Raw genomic sequence first — 15,014 nt, 5'->3', positions numbered from 1 at the left:
CCAGGCAGCGGAGCGCCGTCGCGCTTTAACTGCGCATCGGGTCGGGCTTGTCGGGATCCACGCCGAGCGACTCGATCGCCGCCTGGACGGCGTCGCGTTCCACCTGCCCGCGCTGCGCGAGTTCGTGCAGGGCCGCGACGCAAATCGACTCGGCATCAACCTCGAAGAACCGGCGCAGCGCTTCGCGGGTCTCGCTGCGGCCGAAGCCGTCAGTGCCGAGCGCCCGCATGCCCCCGGGCACGAACGGTGCGATTTGGTCGGCCACGATCTTCATGTAGTCCGACGCGGCGATCACCGGCCACGGTTCGTTGCCAAGCACCTGCGTGATGTACGGCACGCGCGCCGCGTCGAGCGGATGCAGCATGTTGTGACGCACGGCCGCAAGCGCGTCACGGCGCAGCTCGGTGTAGCTCGTCACGCTCCACACCTCGGCCGCCACCGCGCGCTCTGCGAGCAGCGCCTGCGCCCGCAACGCTTCGCGCAAGATTGCCCCGCTACCGAAAAGATGGACGCGCGGACCGATGCTCGGATCGGGCGCGGCACTCACTTTGTAAAGACCACGAATGATCCCGTCGGCGACACCTTCGGCCATCGGCGGCTGCTCGTAGGCCTCGTTCATGACCGTGACGTAGTAGAAGCAGTCCTCGCGGTCGACGTACATGCGGCGGATGCCGTCCTCGACGATCACCGCGATCTCGTAGGCGTAGGCTGGATCGTACGCACGCACGGTCGGCACGACGCTGAAGAGCAGATGCGAGTGCCCGTCTTGATGCTGCAAGCCCTCGCCCGCCAGCGTAGTGCGGCCAGCGGTCGCGCCGATGAGGAACCCCTTGCCGCGCACGTCGGCGTGCTGCCAGATCAGATCGCCGATGCGCTGGAAGCCGAACATCGAGTAGAAGAGAAAGAAGGGAATCGTATTGACGCCGTGCGCGCCATACGCCGTACCGGCGGCGGTGAACGATGCCATCGCACCGGCTTCGGTGATGCCTTCCATCAGTAGTTGGCCGTCGGTCGCTTCGCGGTAGTAGGCAACGATGTCTGAATCAACCGGTTCGTAGCGTTGACCTTGCTGGGCGTAGATGCCGAACTTGCGGAACAGCGAGTCCATGCCGAACGTGCGCGCTTCGTCGGGCACGATCGGCACGATGAGCCGCCCCAGGACCGGATCGTTCATCAGATGGCGCAACAGCGTCACCAACACTTGCGTGGTGGCGACCTCGCGTCCTTTGCTGCCGGCGCGAAACTCTTCAAACAATTGCGGCGACACCGGAGCCAACGGCTGCGAGCGGATCACCCGTCGCGGCACGGCGCCACCAAGCGCACTGCGGCGCTCGCGCAGATACGCGATCTCCTCGCTATCGTCGGGCGGCCGGTAGAATGGCATCCCCAGCAAATCGCGATCGCTGATCGGCACGCCGAGACGATCACGAAACTCGCGCAGCTCCTGATCGCTCAGCTTTTTCGCCTGATGCGAGATGTTGCGCCCCTCGCCGGCGGCGCCCAGCATGTAGCCCTTGATGGTCTTGGCGAGGATGACGGTCGGCGCACCGACGTATTCCACCGCTTGCTGATAGGCGGCGTAGATCTTCTCGGGATCGTGGCCGCCGCGGCGCAAGCGGCGCAGCTTCGCGTCGGTAAGGTTCTCCACCAGTGACAGCAGTTTCGGATCGGTGCCGAAGAAATGCTGGCGAATGTACGCACCCGACTCGACCACATACTTCTGATACTCACCGTCGACCACCTCGCCCATGCGCTGCACCAAGGCGCCGTCGTTGTCGCGCGCCAGCAGCGGGTCCCAGTCGTCTCCCCAGATCACTTTGATCACGTGCCAGCCCGCGCCGCGGAAGGCCGCCTCGAGTTCTTGTATGATCTTGCCGTTGCCGCGCACGGGACCGTCGAGGCGTTGGAGGTTGCAGTTAATCACCCAGTTCAGATTGTCGAGATGCTCGCGCGACGCGAGCGTGATCGCGCCCATGCTCTCGGGCTCGTCCATTTCGCCGTCGCCGAGGAACGCCCACACCTGACTCCGACTGGTGTCGGCGAGGCCGCGCGCAGCGAGATAGCGATTGAAGCGCGCCTGGTAGATCGAGAGGATCGGACTGAGTCCCATCGACACGGTAGGCCACTCCCAAAAATCCGGCATCAGCCACGGATGCGGATACGACGAGAGCCCACCCCCGGGGGCCAGCTCGCGGCGAAAGTTGCCGAGCTGTTCCTCCGACAACCGTCCTTCGAGAAATGCGCGCGCATAAATTCCCGGCGCCGAGTGGCCTTGGAAGTAGATGAAGTCGCCACTCTCGCTGTCGGTGTGCGCGCGGAAGAAGTGATGGAAGCCGACTTCGAGCAACGTCGCCAGTGACGCGTAGGTTGAGATATGGCCGCCGATGCCGCCGGAGTGTTTGTTCGCTTGCACCACCATCGCGGCGGCGTTCCAGCGCAGTAGATTCTTGATGCGGCGCTCGATGTCGCGGTCGCCCGGATATAGCGGCTGATCCTCGACCGGGATGGTGTTGATGTACGGCGTATTGGCGGCGAACGGCGCGATGACGCCGCGGCGGTAGCCGTGCGTGATCAGGCGGGCGAGCAACGCCCGCGCGCGCTTCGCGCCGTCAGCCTGGATCAATTCGTCGAGCGATTCGATCCACTTCGATGCGATCTGCGCCGCCACCTCGTCGCGTTCCGGCATGATGTCCATGCGGTGAGGATATCATGCGTGGCAGTGACGCCAAGGTGCGTCGCGGATGAAGAGATCCAACGCAAAGGCGCAAGGCGAGCGGTCGTGCGAACCACGAGCGCGGAGTAGGGCGGAAGGAGAACTCAACGCAGAGGCGCGGTGGCGCAGAGTCTCAGGGCGAGAGCAATCTTCGCCCTTCACAACTCACGAGCACGAGTCTGACCTTTAGCGTAACAAAACCCTCGCCACACTCGGATCTCGCGAATGCGCGCCCGCTCAGAAATACCCTTCCGGCTCTTCCGTCTTGGTGGGTCCCGCCGTGCGGCCGGCGATGTACTTACCGGTGATCATGTCCTTGTAGCCCATGCCGGGCCCGATCATCGGATACACGTGCGCGTTCTGATCGACCAGCACTTCGAGGAACGCGGGGCCGGCAAAGCTGATGAAGTCTTCCAAGTTCTGGCGCACATCGGCGATCTCGCTGACGCGGCGTGCGAACTGGAAGCCGTCGGCCTCGACCGCCTTGACGAAGTCTTTCTTGTGCAGCGTCTTGTCGGTGCCGGAGTAGCGGTTGGCGTAAAACAGATCTTGCCACTGGCGCACCATGCCGTCGCCTAAATTGTTGAGCAGCAGCACCTTGACCGGAATGTCGTAGGTGGTGAGCGTCTCCAATTCGCCGAGATTCATGCGGATGCTGCCGTCGCCATCGACATCGATGACGAGCTTGCCGGGATTGGCGAGTTGCGCGCCGATGGCCGCGGGCAAGCCGAACCCCATGGTCCCCATGCTACCTGAAGTGAGGAAGGTGCGTGGGTGAATGAAGTCGAGGTATTGCGCCGCCCACATCTGATGCTGGCCGACGCCGGTGCTGACGATGGCGTTGCCGCGGGTGATCTCATTGAGCTGCGACAGCACGTACTCCGACTGAATGCGATCAGTGTCGCGGTTGTAGTTGAGCGGGTGCGCTTGGCGTAGCTGGTTGACGTGTGTGCGCCAGCGGCCGAAATCCTTCTTGAAGTCGGCGCCGAACTGCATCAATTGCGTCAGCCCGCGCTTGGCATCGGCGACGTGCGCCCAGTCGACGTTTTTGACCTTGCGGATCTCGGAGTCGTCGATGTCGAGGTGGGCGATCGTCGCGTTGGGCGCGAACTCCTTCACCTTGCCGGCGACGCGATCGTCGAACCGCGAGCCGATGGCGAACAGGAAGTCGCAGTCCTCGACCGCGTAGTTGGCGTAGGCGGTGCCGTGCATGCCGAGCATGTGGAGCGAGAGATCGCTGGTGGTGTCGGCCGCGCCGATGCCCATCAACGTGGTGACCACGGGAATGCCGAAGCGTGCAGCGAAGGCGCGCAATTCGGCCGCCGCGTTGCTGTTGTTCACACCGCCGCCGACGTACAGCAGCGGCCGCTCGGCGGCCGCCAGCATCACGAAGAATGCTTCGGCATCGGCGGCCGACAAACTGGCGCGGCTGAGCGCGTCCATCCGTTCGTCGTAGCCGCGCAACGGCAGCAGCCCGGAACCGCGAAATGGTCCTTCGGCCAGTTGGACATCGCGCGGAATATCGACCACGACCGGACCAGGCCGGCCGCTGCGAGCGATGGCGAAGGCGCTGCGCATCGCCGCTTCGAGCTTGGTTTCGTCGGTGACCAGAAAGACGTGCTTGGCGCACGCGGCCATGATGTTGAACACGGGAGCTTCTTGGAACGCATCGGTGCCCATCGCCGCGCGCGGCACCTGGCCGCAAATCAACACCACCGGCACCGAGTCGGCTTGGCAATCGCGCACCGGGGTGACGGCGTTGGTTGCACCGGGACCGGAGGTGACGAGAAACACGCCGACCTTGCCGCTCGACCGTGCGTATCCCGCCGCCATGAAGCCGGCGCCCTGTTCGGTGGCGGGCACGATCAAGCGAATCTCGTCGTCCTTCGCGTGCGATTGGTTGTAGCGAAAGATCGCGTCGTAGGTCGGTAAAATCGCCCCGCCGCTGTAGCCGAAGATGGTATCGACGCCCTCGTCCGCGAGCGCCTGAACGATCATGTCCGAGCCCTTCATCGTCGTCCCGGCGAGTGGGTGGGACACGGCGGGCGGCTCGTGCGCGGGCACAACCTGCGCGGATTCGTTGGCGGAACGTTTCGAGGCCCGAACGGGCTTGAGGGGTGTCATCACCATTGCTCCTTACGGCGCGTTAGCCAGGCGCGCAATGTAGCGCGGATCATCAGCCGTTGCCAATCAGAACGGGCTGACCCGCGATACGATCGCTATGCGATCTACTCGGGCAAACGGGTATTGGGAGACGAAAAATATCCGTTTCCCCGAGTAGCAGGACCGAGTAGAAGCCGAAGGCTGCGTATCGAGGGCTGCGTATCGAGGGGCTCCCGAGCGCCTTGCGACCACTCAGGGAGCACTATCACTCGGGTAAATCACCCGATCCGTCGCGGGCATGTTCGGTGCCGGCGTCAGCCAACTCGGCAAGCACGTCACCGTGACACGGTTCGGGCGCACAATCACAGCCGAGCGCCAACCCGCGCAATCGGAAGACTTCGCGCAGCAGCAGCGGTTGGCGGATCAACCACTGGTGATACTTGGCGAGCACATCGGCACGGCTGCCATCGCGCCCGAAATGATATGGCCCGCTCCATTTCGAAGGCCGGCCGATGAAGACGTCGGAGGCTTCACGCCGGCAATTCACCACCCGCGTTGGCGCGCACGGTTCACGCGCCACGCGCCGGCTGGCATCGAGCCAAGCGGCGTCGAACGCGGTCTCATACTCCAACGTGCGACGCACCTTGGCGATCGGCAGGGTCCGCTCGTGCGCTGCGGATTCGGCCGCGAGCATGTCGAAGCGCATACCCGGATGGTAGGCCAGCGGCGGCTCCAGCGTGCTGACGTACGGCGTGTAGGTCGGGTCGATGATGCGCTCGTCGACTTCGCACCAGCCGTGTTCGATGACGAGCGGATCGGCCCGGTGCACCACCACCCAGCCCTCGACGTAGCAGGCGCCCTCGCCGAGGTGGCGAACCGCGCGCGCGGCGTTACGCCAGCAGCGCCGATACTGTGCCCGCACCCGGCGGGCCATCATCAGCGAGGTCTCGTGGTCAAGCGCCTCGGCGCCGCCGTCCATACCCGCTACCCTTGTTGGTGACGCAGTCGTGCTTCATGACCCCGTCCATCCTTAGTGGGTCTGCCGACACGAGGCAAGGAAAAGCCCCGAATGGGGCGAAAGGCACGAACGAAGGGCGACCAGCTACAAACCGATGGCGCGGTCTTGCGCTTCCGGATCGAATTCCTCGAACTGAATGATCTCGAGCGCTTCGAACGCCGCGCGAACGCGCGGGGTCAGCAGTCCCAGCCGTTTGATGTTGGGCACCACGCGGGCGAACAGCGCTTGGCGGAACATCTTCATCACCGGCGAGTTGAGCACGATCTGGCGCACCTCGCTGAGGGGGAAGCCCATGTACTGCGCCACCTCATCCGCGAGCAACCGATCGCGCATGAGCTGACAGGCTTCGATGACGAAGTCCTCGCGGTCGCGCAACTCAACTTCCGGCATGTCGACGTAGTAGTCCTTGAGCGAGATCACTCCGAAAGCGACGTGGCGCGACTCGTCCTTCATGACGTAGTGGACGAGTTCTTTGGCGAGCGGCTCCTGCGCCAGTTGATACATGTTGGCAAACGCCGCCATGGCGAGACCCTCGACCAGAATCTGCATGCCGAGGTACTTGAAGTCCCACCGGCGATCGCAAATGATCAGATCGAGCAGCTTCTTGAGATTGGGATTGATCGGCCACTCCCACTCGAGCTTCTCGCGCAGATAGCGGCTGAACACTTCGACGTGACGCGCCTCGTCCATCGTCTGGGTCGCGGCGTAGTACTTGGCGTCCATCCATGGCACCGCGCCGGTCAGCTGCGAGGCGACGATCAGCGCGCCCTGCTCGCCGTGCATGAACTGCGACAGTTGCCAGCCGATCTGGGCATGACGGAAGTGACCTACTTGCTTGGCGCTGAGCTTCTTGTACGGCGCGTAGTCTTCGAGCGGATTGAACGACTGCGGAATGATCTCGCCTTCGGGATCGACCGGGGTGTCCCACGCCAGCTGTTGCGTGCCGTTCCACTGTTCGCGCTTCGCCTTCTCGTAGAGGTCACGCAGGCCGGCTTTCACACTGCCGTAGTTCCACGCGTAGTTAGTGTCGAACGAGGTCAGGATGGTTTCCAACTCGGCATCGAAGTTGTCGATGCCTTGGATGGTAGCGGCGGCGGCAGTAGCCATGGGCGAACTCCTTTTTCAACCCGGCGGGAGGCCCGACCGGAGGGTGATGACGGCAACGGTACGGCACCGCCAGCTTCTAGTCAACGGGAATATGACCTCGAATTCACTTTTTGCCCACGCACCGAAGCGTGGTAGGGTCGCGCGCGTGAAAGCCGTCGCCCGCCTCAAAGTCGCCGCGCTGCGCACGCCGCAACAGGCGCGCAGCCGCCGTACGCGTGAACGCATCTTGACGGCGGCCATCGCGTGCTTCGAAGCGCGCGGCTACGAGGAAACTACCACCGCCCAGATCGCCCGCCGCGCTCGCATTGCGGTCGGCACCGTCTACACGTACTTCAAGGACAAGCGCGCTATCTTGCTCGAACTCCTCGACGGCACCGCCAACGAGATCGCCGACTACGTCGTGCGCAGCCTCGACCCGGCGCTATGGCGGAACGCCGATCCGCGCACCAGCGTGCGCAATCTCATCGACGCGTTGTTCCATGCGCAGACCTTCAACCCCGGCATGCAACGGATCGTGTGGGAGCGCTACTTCAAGGATCCGCAGTTCCGCCGCGCGGTCGAAGCCATTGAAGCGCGCGTACGGACCGCCATGCTCGAATTGTTCGTGGCGCTCAAGTCGACGCAAAAGCTGCGCGTGCGCGACTTCGAGGCCGCCGCATTCGTGATTCACTCCGCGATCCAATGGATCGCGTCGCGGCTCGTTCTCGGCGCCCCGGGGGCGAATACGGACGCGGCGGTGGCCGCCGTCTCCGACATGGTATCGCGCTTCCTGTTTCGCGATTAGCCCGACGAAGACGCGCGCGTGCCGGAGACACCCTACCCGCCTGAGTTCTTCCGGCGCATGGACGAATCGCCGGACGGCGAGTTTTATCGCGAACCGCGCTTCGTCACCCACATCGATGACGCCACCATCGCCGCGCTCACGCAGGTGTACCGCGAGTTGATTCCCGCCGGCGCCAGCGTGCTCGACCTGATGTCGTCGTGGATCTCGCATCTACCTCCCGAGATCACGTACGCGCGCGTGGCCGGCCTCGGGATGAATCACGCCGAACTAGCGCGCAACCGACAGCTCAGCGACTTCGTCGTTCACGACCTCAACATCGCACCCGAACTCCCCTGCCCCGACACGACATTTGATGCCGTGATCAACGCGGTGTCGGTGCAGTACCTCACCCGTCCCATCGAAGTGTTCGCCTCGGTGTACCGCGCGCTGAAGCCGGGCGGATTCTGCGCGGTGGCGATGTCGCACCGCCTGTTTCCCACCAAAGCGATCGCGGCCTGGCATACGCTCGACGCGACCGATCGCGCGCGACTCGTCGCGTCCTACTTCCAACTCGCCGGCGGCTATGACGCACCGCAGTTCCTCGATCGCTCGCCAGTGGACGCCGATCCGTTGTGGATCGTCATCGCTCGACGAGCCCGGTAGACCTTTAGCTCGTCAGCCGCTTCCGGATGCTGCGGCGCGCATCGGTAAGCAGTAGCGCAGAGAGCGCCAGGATGTACGCAACGTCCCACAGTACGACGAGTGAGAACTCGCCCCGAAACGCAGTGCGCGCCAGCCGGACGGGGTGCAGCAACGGCAAGACTTCCGCCACCCACAACCAGATTCCGGAGAGGCGCTCCTTGAGCGGGAAGAACACATCGGAGAACAGAAACAACGGCGTCAGAAACAGCGTGAAGTAGAAGCTGAAGAAATCGATCACTTGGATGCGCAGCGAGAAGGTGACGCCGACCGCGGCGAACAGCAAGCCAGCGAGCGGGATGATCGGCAGAATGAACAGTGCCGACGGCAGCGGGGCCAGGCCCCACAAGGCGACGACGATGAAGAAGCAGCCGCCGTACACGCACGCCCGACTGATGGCCCACAGCACTTCGCCGGCGAGCACGTCGTCGGGTTCGAGCGGCGTCGTCAGCATCGCGTCGTACGCCTTCTCGAACATCAGTCGCACATAGATGTTGTACGTCACTTCGAAGCTCGCGCCGTTCATCGCCGCCACACACACCAACCCCGGAGCGAGGAACGCGGCGTACGACATGCCACCGATCTGGTTGATGTACGCCCCCACGCCAATGCCGATCGCCATCAGATAGAAGACCGGTTCGAAGAAATTGGGCAGGATGTTCCACTTCCAAGTGCGGCGATACATTGTCGCGTTGCGCTGCCATACCGCCAACGCATGGGGGACCGACAGGCTCATGCGCCGCCCTCCAGGCTGGTGCCGGTGAGCTTGAGAAACACATCCTCCAAATTTGCCGGCCGGACGACCAGCGCGCGCTGATCGCCGCCGTCGCGGCGCCGGATGTGCTCGGCCAGACCGGTCGCGTCGTCGAGATACAGCATCAGTCGATTGCCCGCGCGCACACGGCGCGACGGCGTGCGTATGCCGTCAAACAGCGCGGCCTCTTCGCTCGGCGCGCAATCGACCTCGACCGCTTCGCGCGCCAGGTGCGTGGTGATGAGCGCCGCCGGCGCGCCTTCGCCGATGGCCTTGCCATTGGCCATGATCGCGACGCGATCGCACAAGCGCTGCGCCTCGTCCATGTAGTGCGTGGTCAGCAACACCGTGGTGCCGTGCGCGCGCAACTCGCGCACGCGCGACCACAAGGCCAAGCGCACGGCGGGATCAAGGCCGGTGGTCGGCTCATCGAGGATTAACAGCTCGGGCCGATTCATCAACGACAAGGCAATTGCCAACCGCCGCTGAAACCCGCCGGAGAGAAAGCGTACCGGCACCGTGGCGTGCGAGCGCAGTTCGAGGAAATCAATCAGCTCGTCACTACGCCGCGACAGCTCAGGTTCGCGCAGCAGATGAAAACGGCCGAACACGCGCAAGTTCTCCAGCGGCGTCAGCGACTCGATGAAGACGTTCTGTTGCAACGTCACGCCCAGCCGTGCCCGCACCGCGCGCGGTTCGCGCGCGATGTCGAGGTCGAAGATGCGAATCGTTCCGCCGGTCGGCTGCGTCACGCCGTAGAGCATCCGCAGCGTCGTGGTCTTCCCTGCCCCATTCGGCCCCAGTAACCCGAAACACGCGCCCGCCGGCACCGTGAGGTCGAGTCGGTCGACAGCGATCCGCTCGCCGAAGTGTTTGGAAACTGCGCGCGCTTCGATGATCATCGGATTCGAGCTTGGTCCGGTGCGTTACACATGAATCGCCCGCCCGTACGCCGCCAGCACGGACTCGTGCATCGTCTCCGACAGGGTTGGATGCGGGAAGATGGTCTGCATCAGCTCGGCTTCGGTAGTCTCCAAGTTCATCGCGATGGCGAAGCCGTGGATCAGTTCGGTAACCTCGGCGCCGATCAAGTGCGCGCCGAGCAATTCGCCGGTGGCGGCGTCGAAGATCGTTTTGACCAGCCCTTCCGGTTCGCCCAGCGCAATCGCCTTGCCGTTCCCCAGATATGGAAAGCGGCCCACGCGCACGTCGCGGCCCAACTCGCGCGCGCGCTGCTCGGTGAGTCCAACGCTGGCAATCTGCGGGCGACAGTAGGTGCAGCCGGGGATGCGGGACACGTCCAGTGAGTGGACGTCGGCCACACCGGCGATCTTCTCGACGCAGAGCACGCCCTCATGACTCGCCTTGTGCGCCAACCACGGCGGGCCGACCACATCGCCGATGGCGTAGACGCCCGCCTCGCCGGTTGCACACCACTCGTCAACGACGACGTGCCCCTTCTCAACGACGACGCCGGTGTGCTCGATACCGATGCCTTCCACGTTACCGGTGATGCCAACCGCGAGAATCACACGGTCCACCGTGATCGTCGTGCTCTTGCCGTCCGCCAATTCGATTGTCACCGCAACCTGATCGCGACCCGGCGCCAGCGTGCGCACCGTAGCGCCGGTGTGAATCGTCATGCCCTGTTTTTCGAACGTCTTGCGCGCAACGCCGGAGATCTCGTCGTCTTCGACCGGCAGAATGCGCGGCAGCACTTCGACCACGGTCAAATCGGCGCCCATGTCTCGATAGAAACTGGCGAACTCGATGCCGATGGCGCCCGAGCCGACGACCAGCAGCGAGCGCGGCATCGCCGCGGGCACCATCGCTTCCTTGTATGTCCAAATCAGTGCACCGTCCGGCTCCAGACCCGGCAGCGTACGGGCGCGCGCACCGGTGGCGAGAATGATGTGCGGGGCACGCAGCGTGGCCACCGCCCGGCCCTCTTTCTCCACCGCCACCACGCCGCGGCCATCGAGCCGACCCTGACCGTCGAACACGATCACCTTGTTCTTCTTCAGCAGATGGCTGACGCCACGCGACAACTGCGCCGCGACGGCGCGCGAACGCGCGACAATCTTCTGCGTATCGAAGTGCACGTTGCTGGCGCTCAAGCCGAAGTCGTCGAGGTGTTGGAGCAGATGATGGATCTCCGCCGTGCGCAGCAGCGCCTTGGTCGGGATGCAGCCCCAGTTGAGGCAAATGCCGCCGAGGTGCTCGCGCTCGATCACCGCCGTCTTCAACCCGAGCTGACTCGCACGAATCGCCGCCACATAGCCGCCCGGCCCGCCGCCGATCACGATGACATCGAAGGCACCACCATCAGATTGATCCGCCATGGCGCCGCACTATAGCAGGTCGATCGGTTTGGGTAGTGTCGCCGCCGTTCCCTCAGGACAGCGGTACCACCGCGCGCAGGGATTGATCAACGGGCGGCGGAACGGTAGTGGTTGGCGGATGGAAAAATCGAACGGCTTCGATCGCTTTCAAGGCACGTCCGGATACATCGCCTCGGGTCCACTCGTCGACGCGGTCAACTGCGCGATCGCGCTGGAACGCCCGCTGCTGCTCAAAGGGGAACCGGGCACCGGCAAGACGGTGCTCTCCAAGCATGTCGCCGACGGACTCGGGATGCCGATGCTGTCGTGGCACATCAAGTCGACTTCCAAGGCCGCCGATGGGCTCTACGTGTACGACACGGTGCAGCGCCTCAACGACAGCCGCTTCGGCACCGGCGATGTCGCCGACATTCGCCGCTACATCAAGCTCGGCCCGCTGGGCAGCGTCTTCAACGCGGCCGAACGCCACGTGCTCCTCATCGATGAGATCGACAAAGCGGACTTGGAGTTCCCCAACGACTTGCTGCGCGAGCTCGATGAGATGCGCTTCAGCATCCTGGAGACCAACGAGGAGATTCTCGCCAAACACCGTCCGGTGGTCATCATCACCTCCAACAACGAGAAGGAACTGCCCGACGCGTTTCTCCGCCGCTGCATCTTCTACTACATCGAGTTCCCCGACGTGCCCTTGATGCGCAAGATCATCGACGTCCACCATCCGCATCTCGATGCCAAGCTGCTCGATCAGGTGCTGATCAAGTTCTACTGGCTGCGCGAGCAGAACGAGCTGCGCAAGAAGCCGTCGACCTCGGAACTCATCGACTGGATCAGCGCGCTGATCCGTTCGGGCATCAGCCGCGACAAGATCGAGACCCACATCCCGTTCCTCGGTGCCCTGCTCAAGAAGGAGCAGGATGTCGACGCGCTGCAACAGCACGATGCCAAGGGCGGCCGCTACCCGAAGAAGTGGGAAGATCTCGGACCGCGCTATAATCAGTGACGAGTACTGACGGGAGTCAAGCTCGGCGCTTCCGGTGAGCGTGCTTAGGGATGCGGGGCATCGAATCCATATTTCCGGTAACTTCCTCGCCGCCTTCTGGACTTCGGCGCCAATGATTGGCTGGGGCATTCGTGACTACCGGAAGGATTTCCGGAAAGTTTCCGCATATCTTCCAGACTTCGGCGTGAATTGCTAAGAGGATCTCACCACGCGCCACCATTGGACGGCGCCCAACTACTTTGAGGAGGGATGAACGATGAGCATGGATACGAATGAACCGAGTCGGCGCACGCGGGTGCGGTTTGCAGTGGCGGGCCTAGCGCTGGTCGCAGTCCTATCGGGTTGCTCGGCCACCACACAGGTGAAGCCTGAGGCCACAGGCACGTGCCCGTTCTTGGGCCCCAGCATCTGCGCCATGCTCACCCCGGGAGCGAAGGGTGAGGCCAACATGCGCTACATCAACACGTCGGTGGTGTGGAAGCAGTACAGCAAGGTCCTCATCGATCCCGTGACCTTCTGGGGCGGCGACACCACCAAGGTGTCGACCGCCGATCAGCAAGCGCTCACGAACTACCTCTACCAGTCGCTGCAGAAGCAGTTGGCAACGAAGTTTCAAATCGTCGATCAACCTGGTCCGGGGGTAATGCGGATCCAGGTGGCGCTCATCGATGCGGAGACTGCGACGCCGGTCTTACGCACCGTCTCGATGCTCATACCGCAGGCGCGTGTGCTGGCCACGCTCAAGTACATCGCCACCGACACCTACCCGTTCGTTGGTGGAGCGCGGGCTGAAGCGAAGGTGACCGACGCCGTGAACGGCACCTTGCTCTCGGCGGGGGACGACCAGCGCGTCGGCGGCGGGTCGATGGCAACCGCGGCGACGTGGCAGTGGGGCGATGCCGAACGAGTCGCGGACAAGTGGACAGAGATGATCACCACGCGCCTCTCCAGCCTCACCTCCGGAACGGCACCGGCCAGCAATTGAAGAGTACTCCCTCCCGAAACGGCGAGCGGCGCTCGATCTCAGGTGGTCACGAGATCGAGCGTTCCGCCGTCGGGATACTGGAGCGAGATTGATTGGAGAAGCCCATGCCCCGTAGTGCGATTCGCAAAGTGGCGCCGATTATTCTGCTGGCGTTCGTCGTGAGTTCCTGCGCGACGATGAAGCAGACCTATGGGGACAACCCGAAGGCCATGTTGGGCGGGTTGCTCGGCGCCGGCCTCGGCGCCGGGATCGCGGCGGCCGCCGGCGCTAGTCCGGCCATGATCGTCGGCGCCGCGTTGATGGGCGGTGCGCTCGGCGGAGTCGTCGGGCACAAGCTCGACGACCGCGACAAGCAGATGGCCGCGCAAGCGGCCACGCAGGCGTTTGAGCAGAATGCTGCCGGTCAAGCATCGGTGTGGAAGAATGCGCAGACGGGGAACTCCGGTTCGATCACGCCGACCCGCACCTATCAGCAGAACGGACAGTATTGTCGCCAATACCAGCAGACGATCAATATCGGCGGCGAGCCGCAGTCGTCGTATGGCACCGCCTGCCGTCAGGCCGACGGCACCTGGGCAATTCAGCCGGCGTAGTCGGCAGTGACCGCGAAGGAGACCGTCATGCGCTCGACCTGCATCCTTGTTCTCGCCGCCGGATTCCTCAGCGCCGCCGGCGCAGCCCGCGCCGAGGAGACTCCGCAGAAGTACGACCCGCGTGCCGCGTTCGCTGAAACCGACACGAACCATGACGCCGTCGTCGATCGCCAGGAGTTCGATGTCCGCATCATCGAAGTCTTCTACCGCGCCGATGTGAACAAGGACGGGTTCCTCAGCGCCGAGGAGATCGCTCGGCTCACCTTTCCCGACGACATGAAGAATGCGGACAGCAACGGCGATGGGCGGATCAGCCTGCACGAGTTCGAGCGCGTCCGTGAGTTGGATTTCGAGACCGCGGATCGCAACAAGGACGGAGTGTTGTCCGTCGAAGAGGTGATCGCGGTGTACGAAGTGAAGGCCAACAAATGACGACGATCTCGAGAGCCATTGCAGTTGCGGCCTGCGCGATGCTGATCCTCGCCGGCTGTCCCTCCGCGTATCAACGCTCCTACGAACAGAAGACAGAGCAGCTCGAAGCGCAACAGCGCTTCAACCAACAGCAAGAGACTTTGGCGCATGCGCAGGCGCAGAAATACGCGGCAGTGGTGTACTTCGCAGTTAGCAGCGATGCCATCGACGACGATGGGCAGCGCCAACTGCGCTGGTTCGTGCAGCAGATGCAACCCTATCCGCAGGCCAGCTTCAACGTGCAGGGTTTCACCGATTCGACCGGCAGCGAAGCAAACAATCAGAACCTCGCCGGCCAGCGGGCCGCAAATGTGGCCGCCTCCCTGAACTCTCAAGGCATCGCGATGTCGCGCATCGTCACCACCGGTTTCGGCGAAGCCTACGCCGCCGAGACGAATGCGACGACGCAAGGACGCCGTAACAACCGACGCGTGGAAGTCACAGTCCGGTGACAGCCGGCCGCGCA

General features: G+C 63.7%; 14 protein-coding genes. 7 read left to right on the top strand and 7 right to left on the bottom strand.

Translation table 11 applies throughout. The features are described from left to right. Positions 1-25 precede the first annotated feature (25 nt). The 4 genes from aceE to HYR72_26075 form a co-directional block, all read right to left on the bottom strand. The gene (gene aceE, locus HYR72_26090) at positions 26-2,695 is read right to left on the bottom strand and encodes a pyruvate dehydrogenase (acetyl-transferring), homodimeric type (GenBank protein ID MBI1818469.1); all 2,670 of its coding nucleotides are present in this window, start codon (positions 2,693-2,695) and stop codon (positions 26-28) included. 255 nt (positions 2,696-2,950) lie between these two features. Beyond that, positions 2,951-4,837, bottom strand: a complete 1,887-nt coding sequence (gene ilvB, locus HYR72_26085) for a biosynthetic-type acetolactate synthase large subunit (protein ID MBI1818468.1) — start codon at positions 4,835-4,837, stop codon at positions 2,951-2,953. 244 nt (positions 4,838-5,081) lie between these two features. Next, entirely contained in the window at positions 5,082-5,510 is a 429-nt protein-coding gene (locus HYR72_26080) for a DUF4326 domain-containing protein (GenBank protein ID MBI1818467.1), read from the bottom strand. A 408-nt stretch (positions 5,511-5,918) separates the two neighbouring features. Then, positions 5,919-6,941, bottom strand: a complete 1,023-nt coding sequence (locus HYR72_26075; GenBank protein ID MBI1818466.1) for a ferritin-like domain-containing protein — start codon at positions 6,939-6,941, stop codon at positions 5,919-5,921. Positions 6,942-7,086: 145 nt separating this feature from the next. Between HYR72_26075 and HYR72_26070 the strand changes: the two genes are divergently transcribed. Together HYR72_26070 and HYR72_26065 are read left to right on the top strand one after the other, a co-directional pair. Then, on the top strand, positions 7,087-7,725 hold the full coding sequence (locus tag HYR72_26070; GenBank protein MBI1818465.1) for a TetR/AcrR family transcriptional regulator: 639 nt from the start codon (positions 7,087-7,089) through the stop codon (positions 7,723-7,725). A 57-nt stretch (positions 7,726-7,782) separates the two neighbouring features. Continuing rightward, the gene (locus HYR72_26065) at positions 7,783-8,367 is read left to right on the top strand and encodes a class I SAM-dependent methyltransferase (GenBank protein MBI1818464.1); all 585 of its coding nucleotides are present in this window, start codon (positions 7,783-7,785) and stop codon (positions 8,365-8,367) included. A 4-nt stretch (positions 8,368-8,371) separates the two neighbouring features. Here the strand turns inward: HYR72_26065 and HYR72_26060 are convergent, their stop codons facing one another. From HYR72_26060 to lpdA, 3 genes are read right to left on the bottom strand one after another with little or no spacing between them, the layout of a single operon-like run. Next, complete coding sequence (locus tag HYR72_26060; GenBank protein ID MBI1818463.1) at positions 8,372-9,139, bottom strand: ABC transporter permease; 768 nt, start codon at positions 9,137-9,139, stop codon at positions 8,372-8,374. Further along, positions 9,136-10,059 (bottom strand): ABC transporter ATP-binding protein, encoded by a 924-nt coding sequence (locus HYR72_26055; GenBank protein ID MBI1818462.1) that lies wholly within the window; start codon positions 10,057-10,059, stop codon positions 9,136-9,138. The genes HYR72_26060 and HYR72_26055 overlap by 4 nt, the downstream gene beginning before the upstream one ends. Positions 10,060-10,083: 24 nt before the next feature. Then, a complete protein-coding gene (gene lpdA, locus HYR72_26050; protein ID MBI1818461.1) occupies positions 10,084-11,499 on the bottom strand; it encodes a dihydrolipoyl dehydrogenase in 1,416 nt (471 codons plus the stop codon). Positions 11,500-11,617: 118 nt separating this feature from the next. On the opposite strand from lpdA, the gene HYR72_26045 reads away from it, so the two are divergent. From HYR72_26045 to HYR72_26025, 5 genes are all read left to right on the top strand, one after another. After that, a complete protein-coding gene (locus tag HYR72_26045; protein ID MBI1818460.1) occupies positions 11,618-12,499 on the top strand; it encodes a MoxR family ATPase in 882 nt (293 codons plus the stop codon). A gap of 256 nt (positions 12,500-12,755) precedes the next feature. Beyond that, positions 12,756-13,484: a DUF3313 domain-containing protein gene (locus tag HYR72_26040; protein MBI1818459.1), complete on the top strand. Its 729-nt coding sequence runs from the start codon at positions 12,756-12,758 to the stop codon at positions 13,482-13,484. A gap of 104 nt (positions 13,485-13,588) precedes the next feature. Then, the gene (locus HYR72_26035) at positions 13,589-14,077 is read left to right on the top strand and encodes a hypothetical protein (protein MBI1818458.1); all 489 of its coding nucleotides are present in this window, start codon (positions 13,589-13,591) and stop codon (positions 14,075-14,077) included. Positions 14,078-14,104: 27 nt separating this feature from the next. After that, entirely contained in the window at positions 14,105-14,509 is a 405-nt protein-coding gene (locus HYR72_26030; protein ID MBI1818457.1) for a hypothetical protein, read from the top strand. Positions 14,510-14,547: 38 nt separating this feature from the next. Then, entirely contained in the window at positions 14,548-15,000 is a 453-nt protein-coding gene (locus HYR72_26025; GenBank protein ID MBI1818456.1) for an OmpA family protein, read from the top strand. The last annotated feature ends 14 nt before the right edge of the window (positions 15,001-15,014 follow it).

Source organism: Deltaproteobacteria bacterium (assembly GCA_016178705.1).
Lineage (GTDB): Bacteria > Desulfobacterota > Binatia > HRBIN30 > JACQVA1 > JACOST01.
This window is presented reverse-complemented; position numbering and strand designations above follow the sequence as displayed.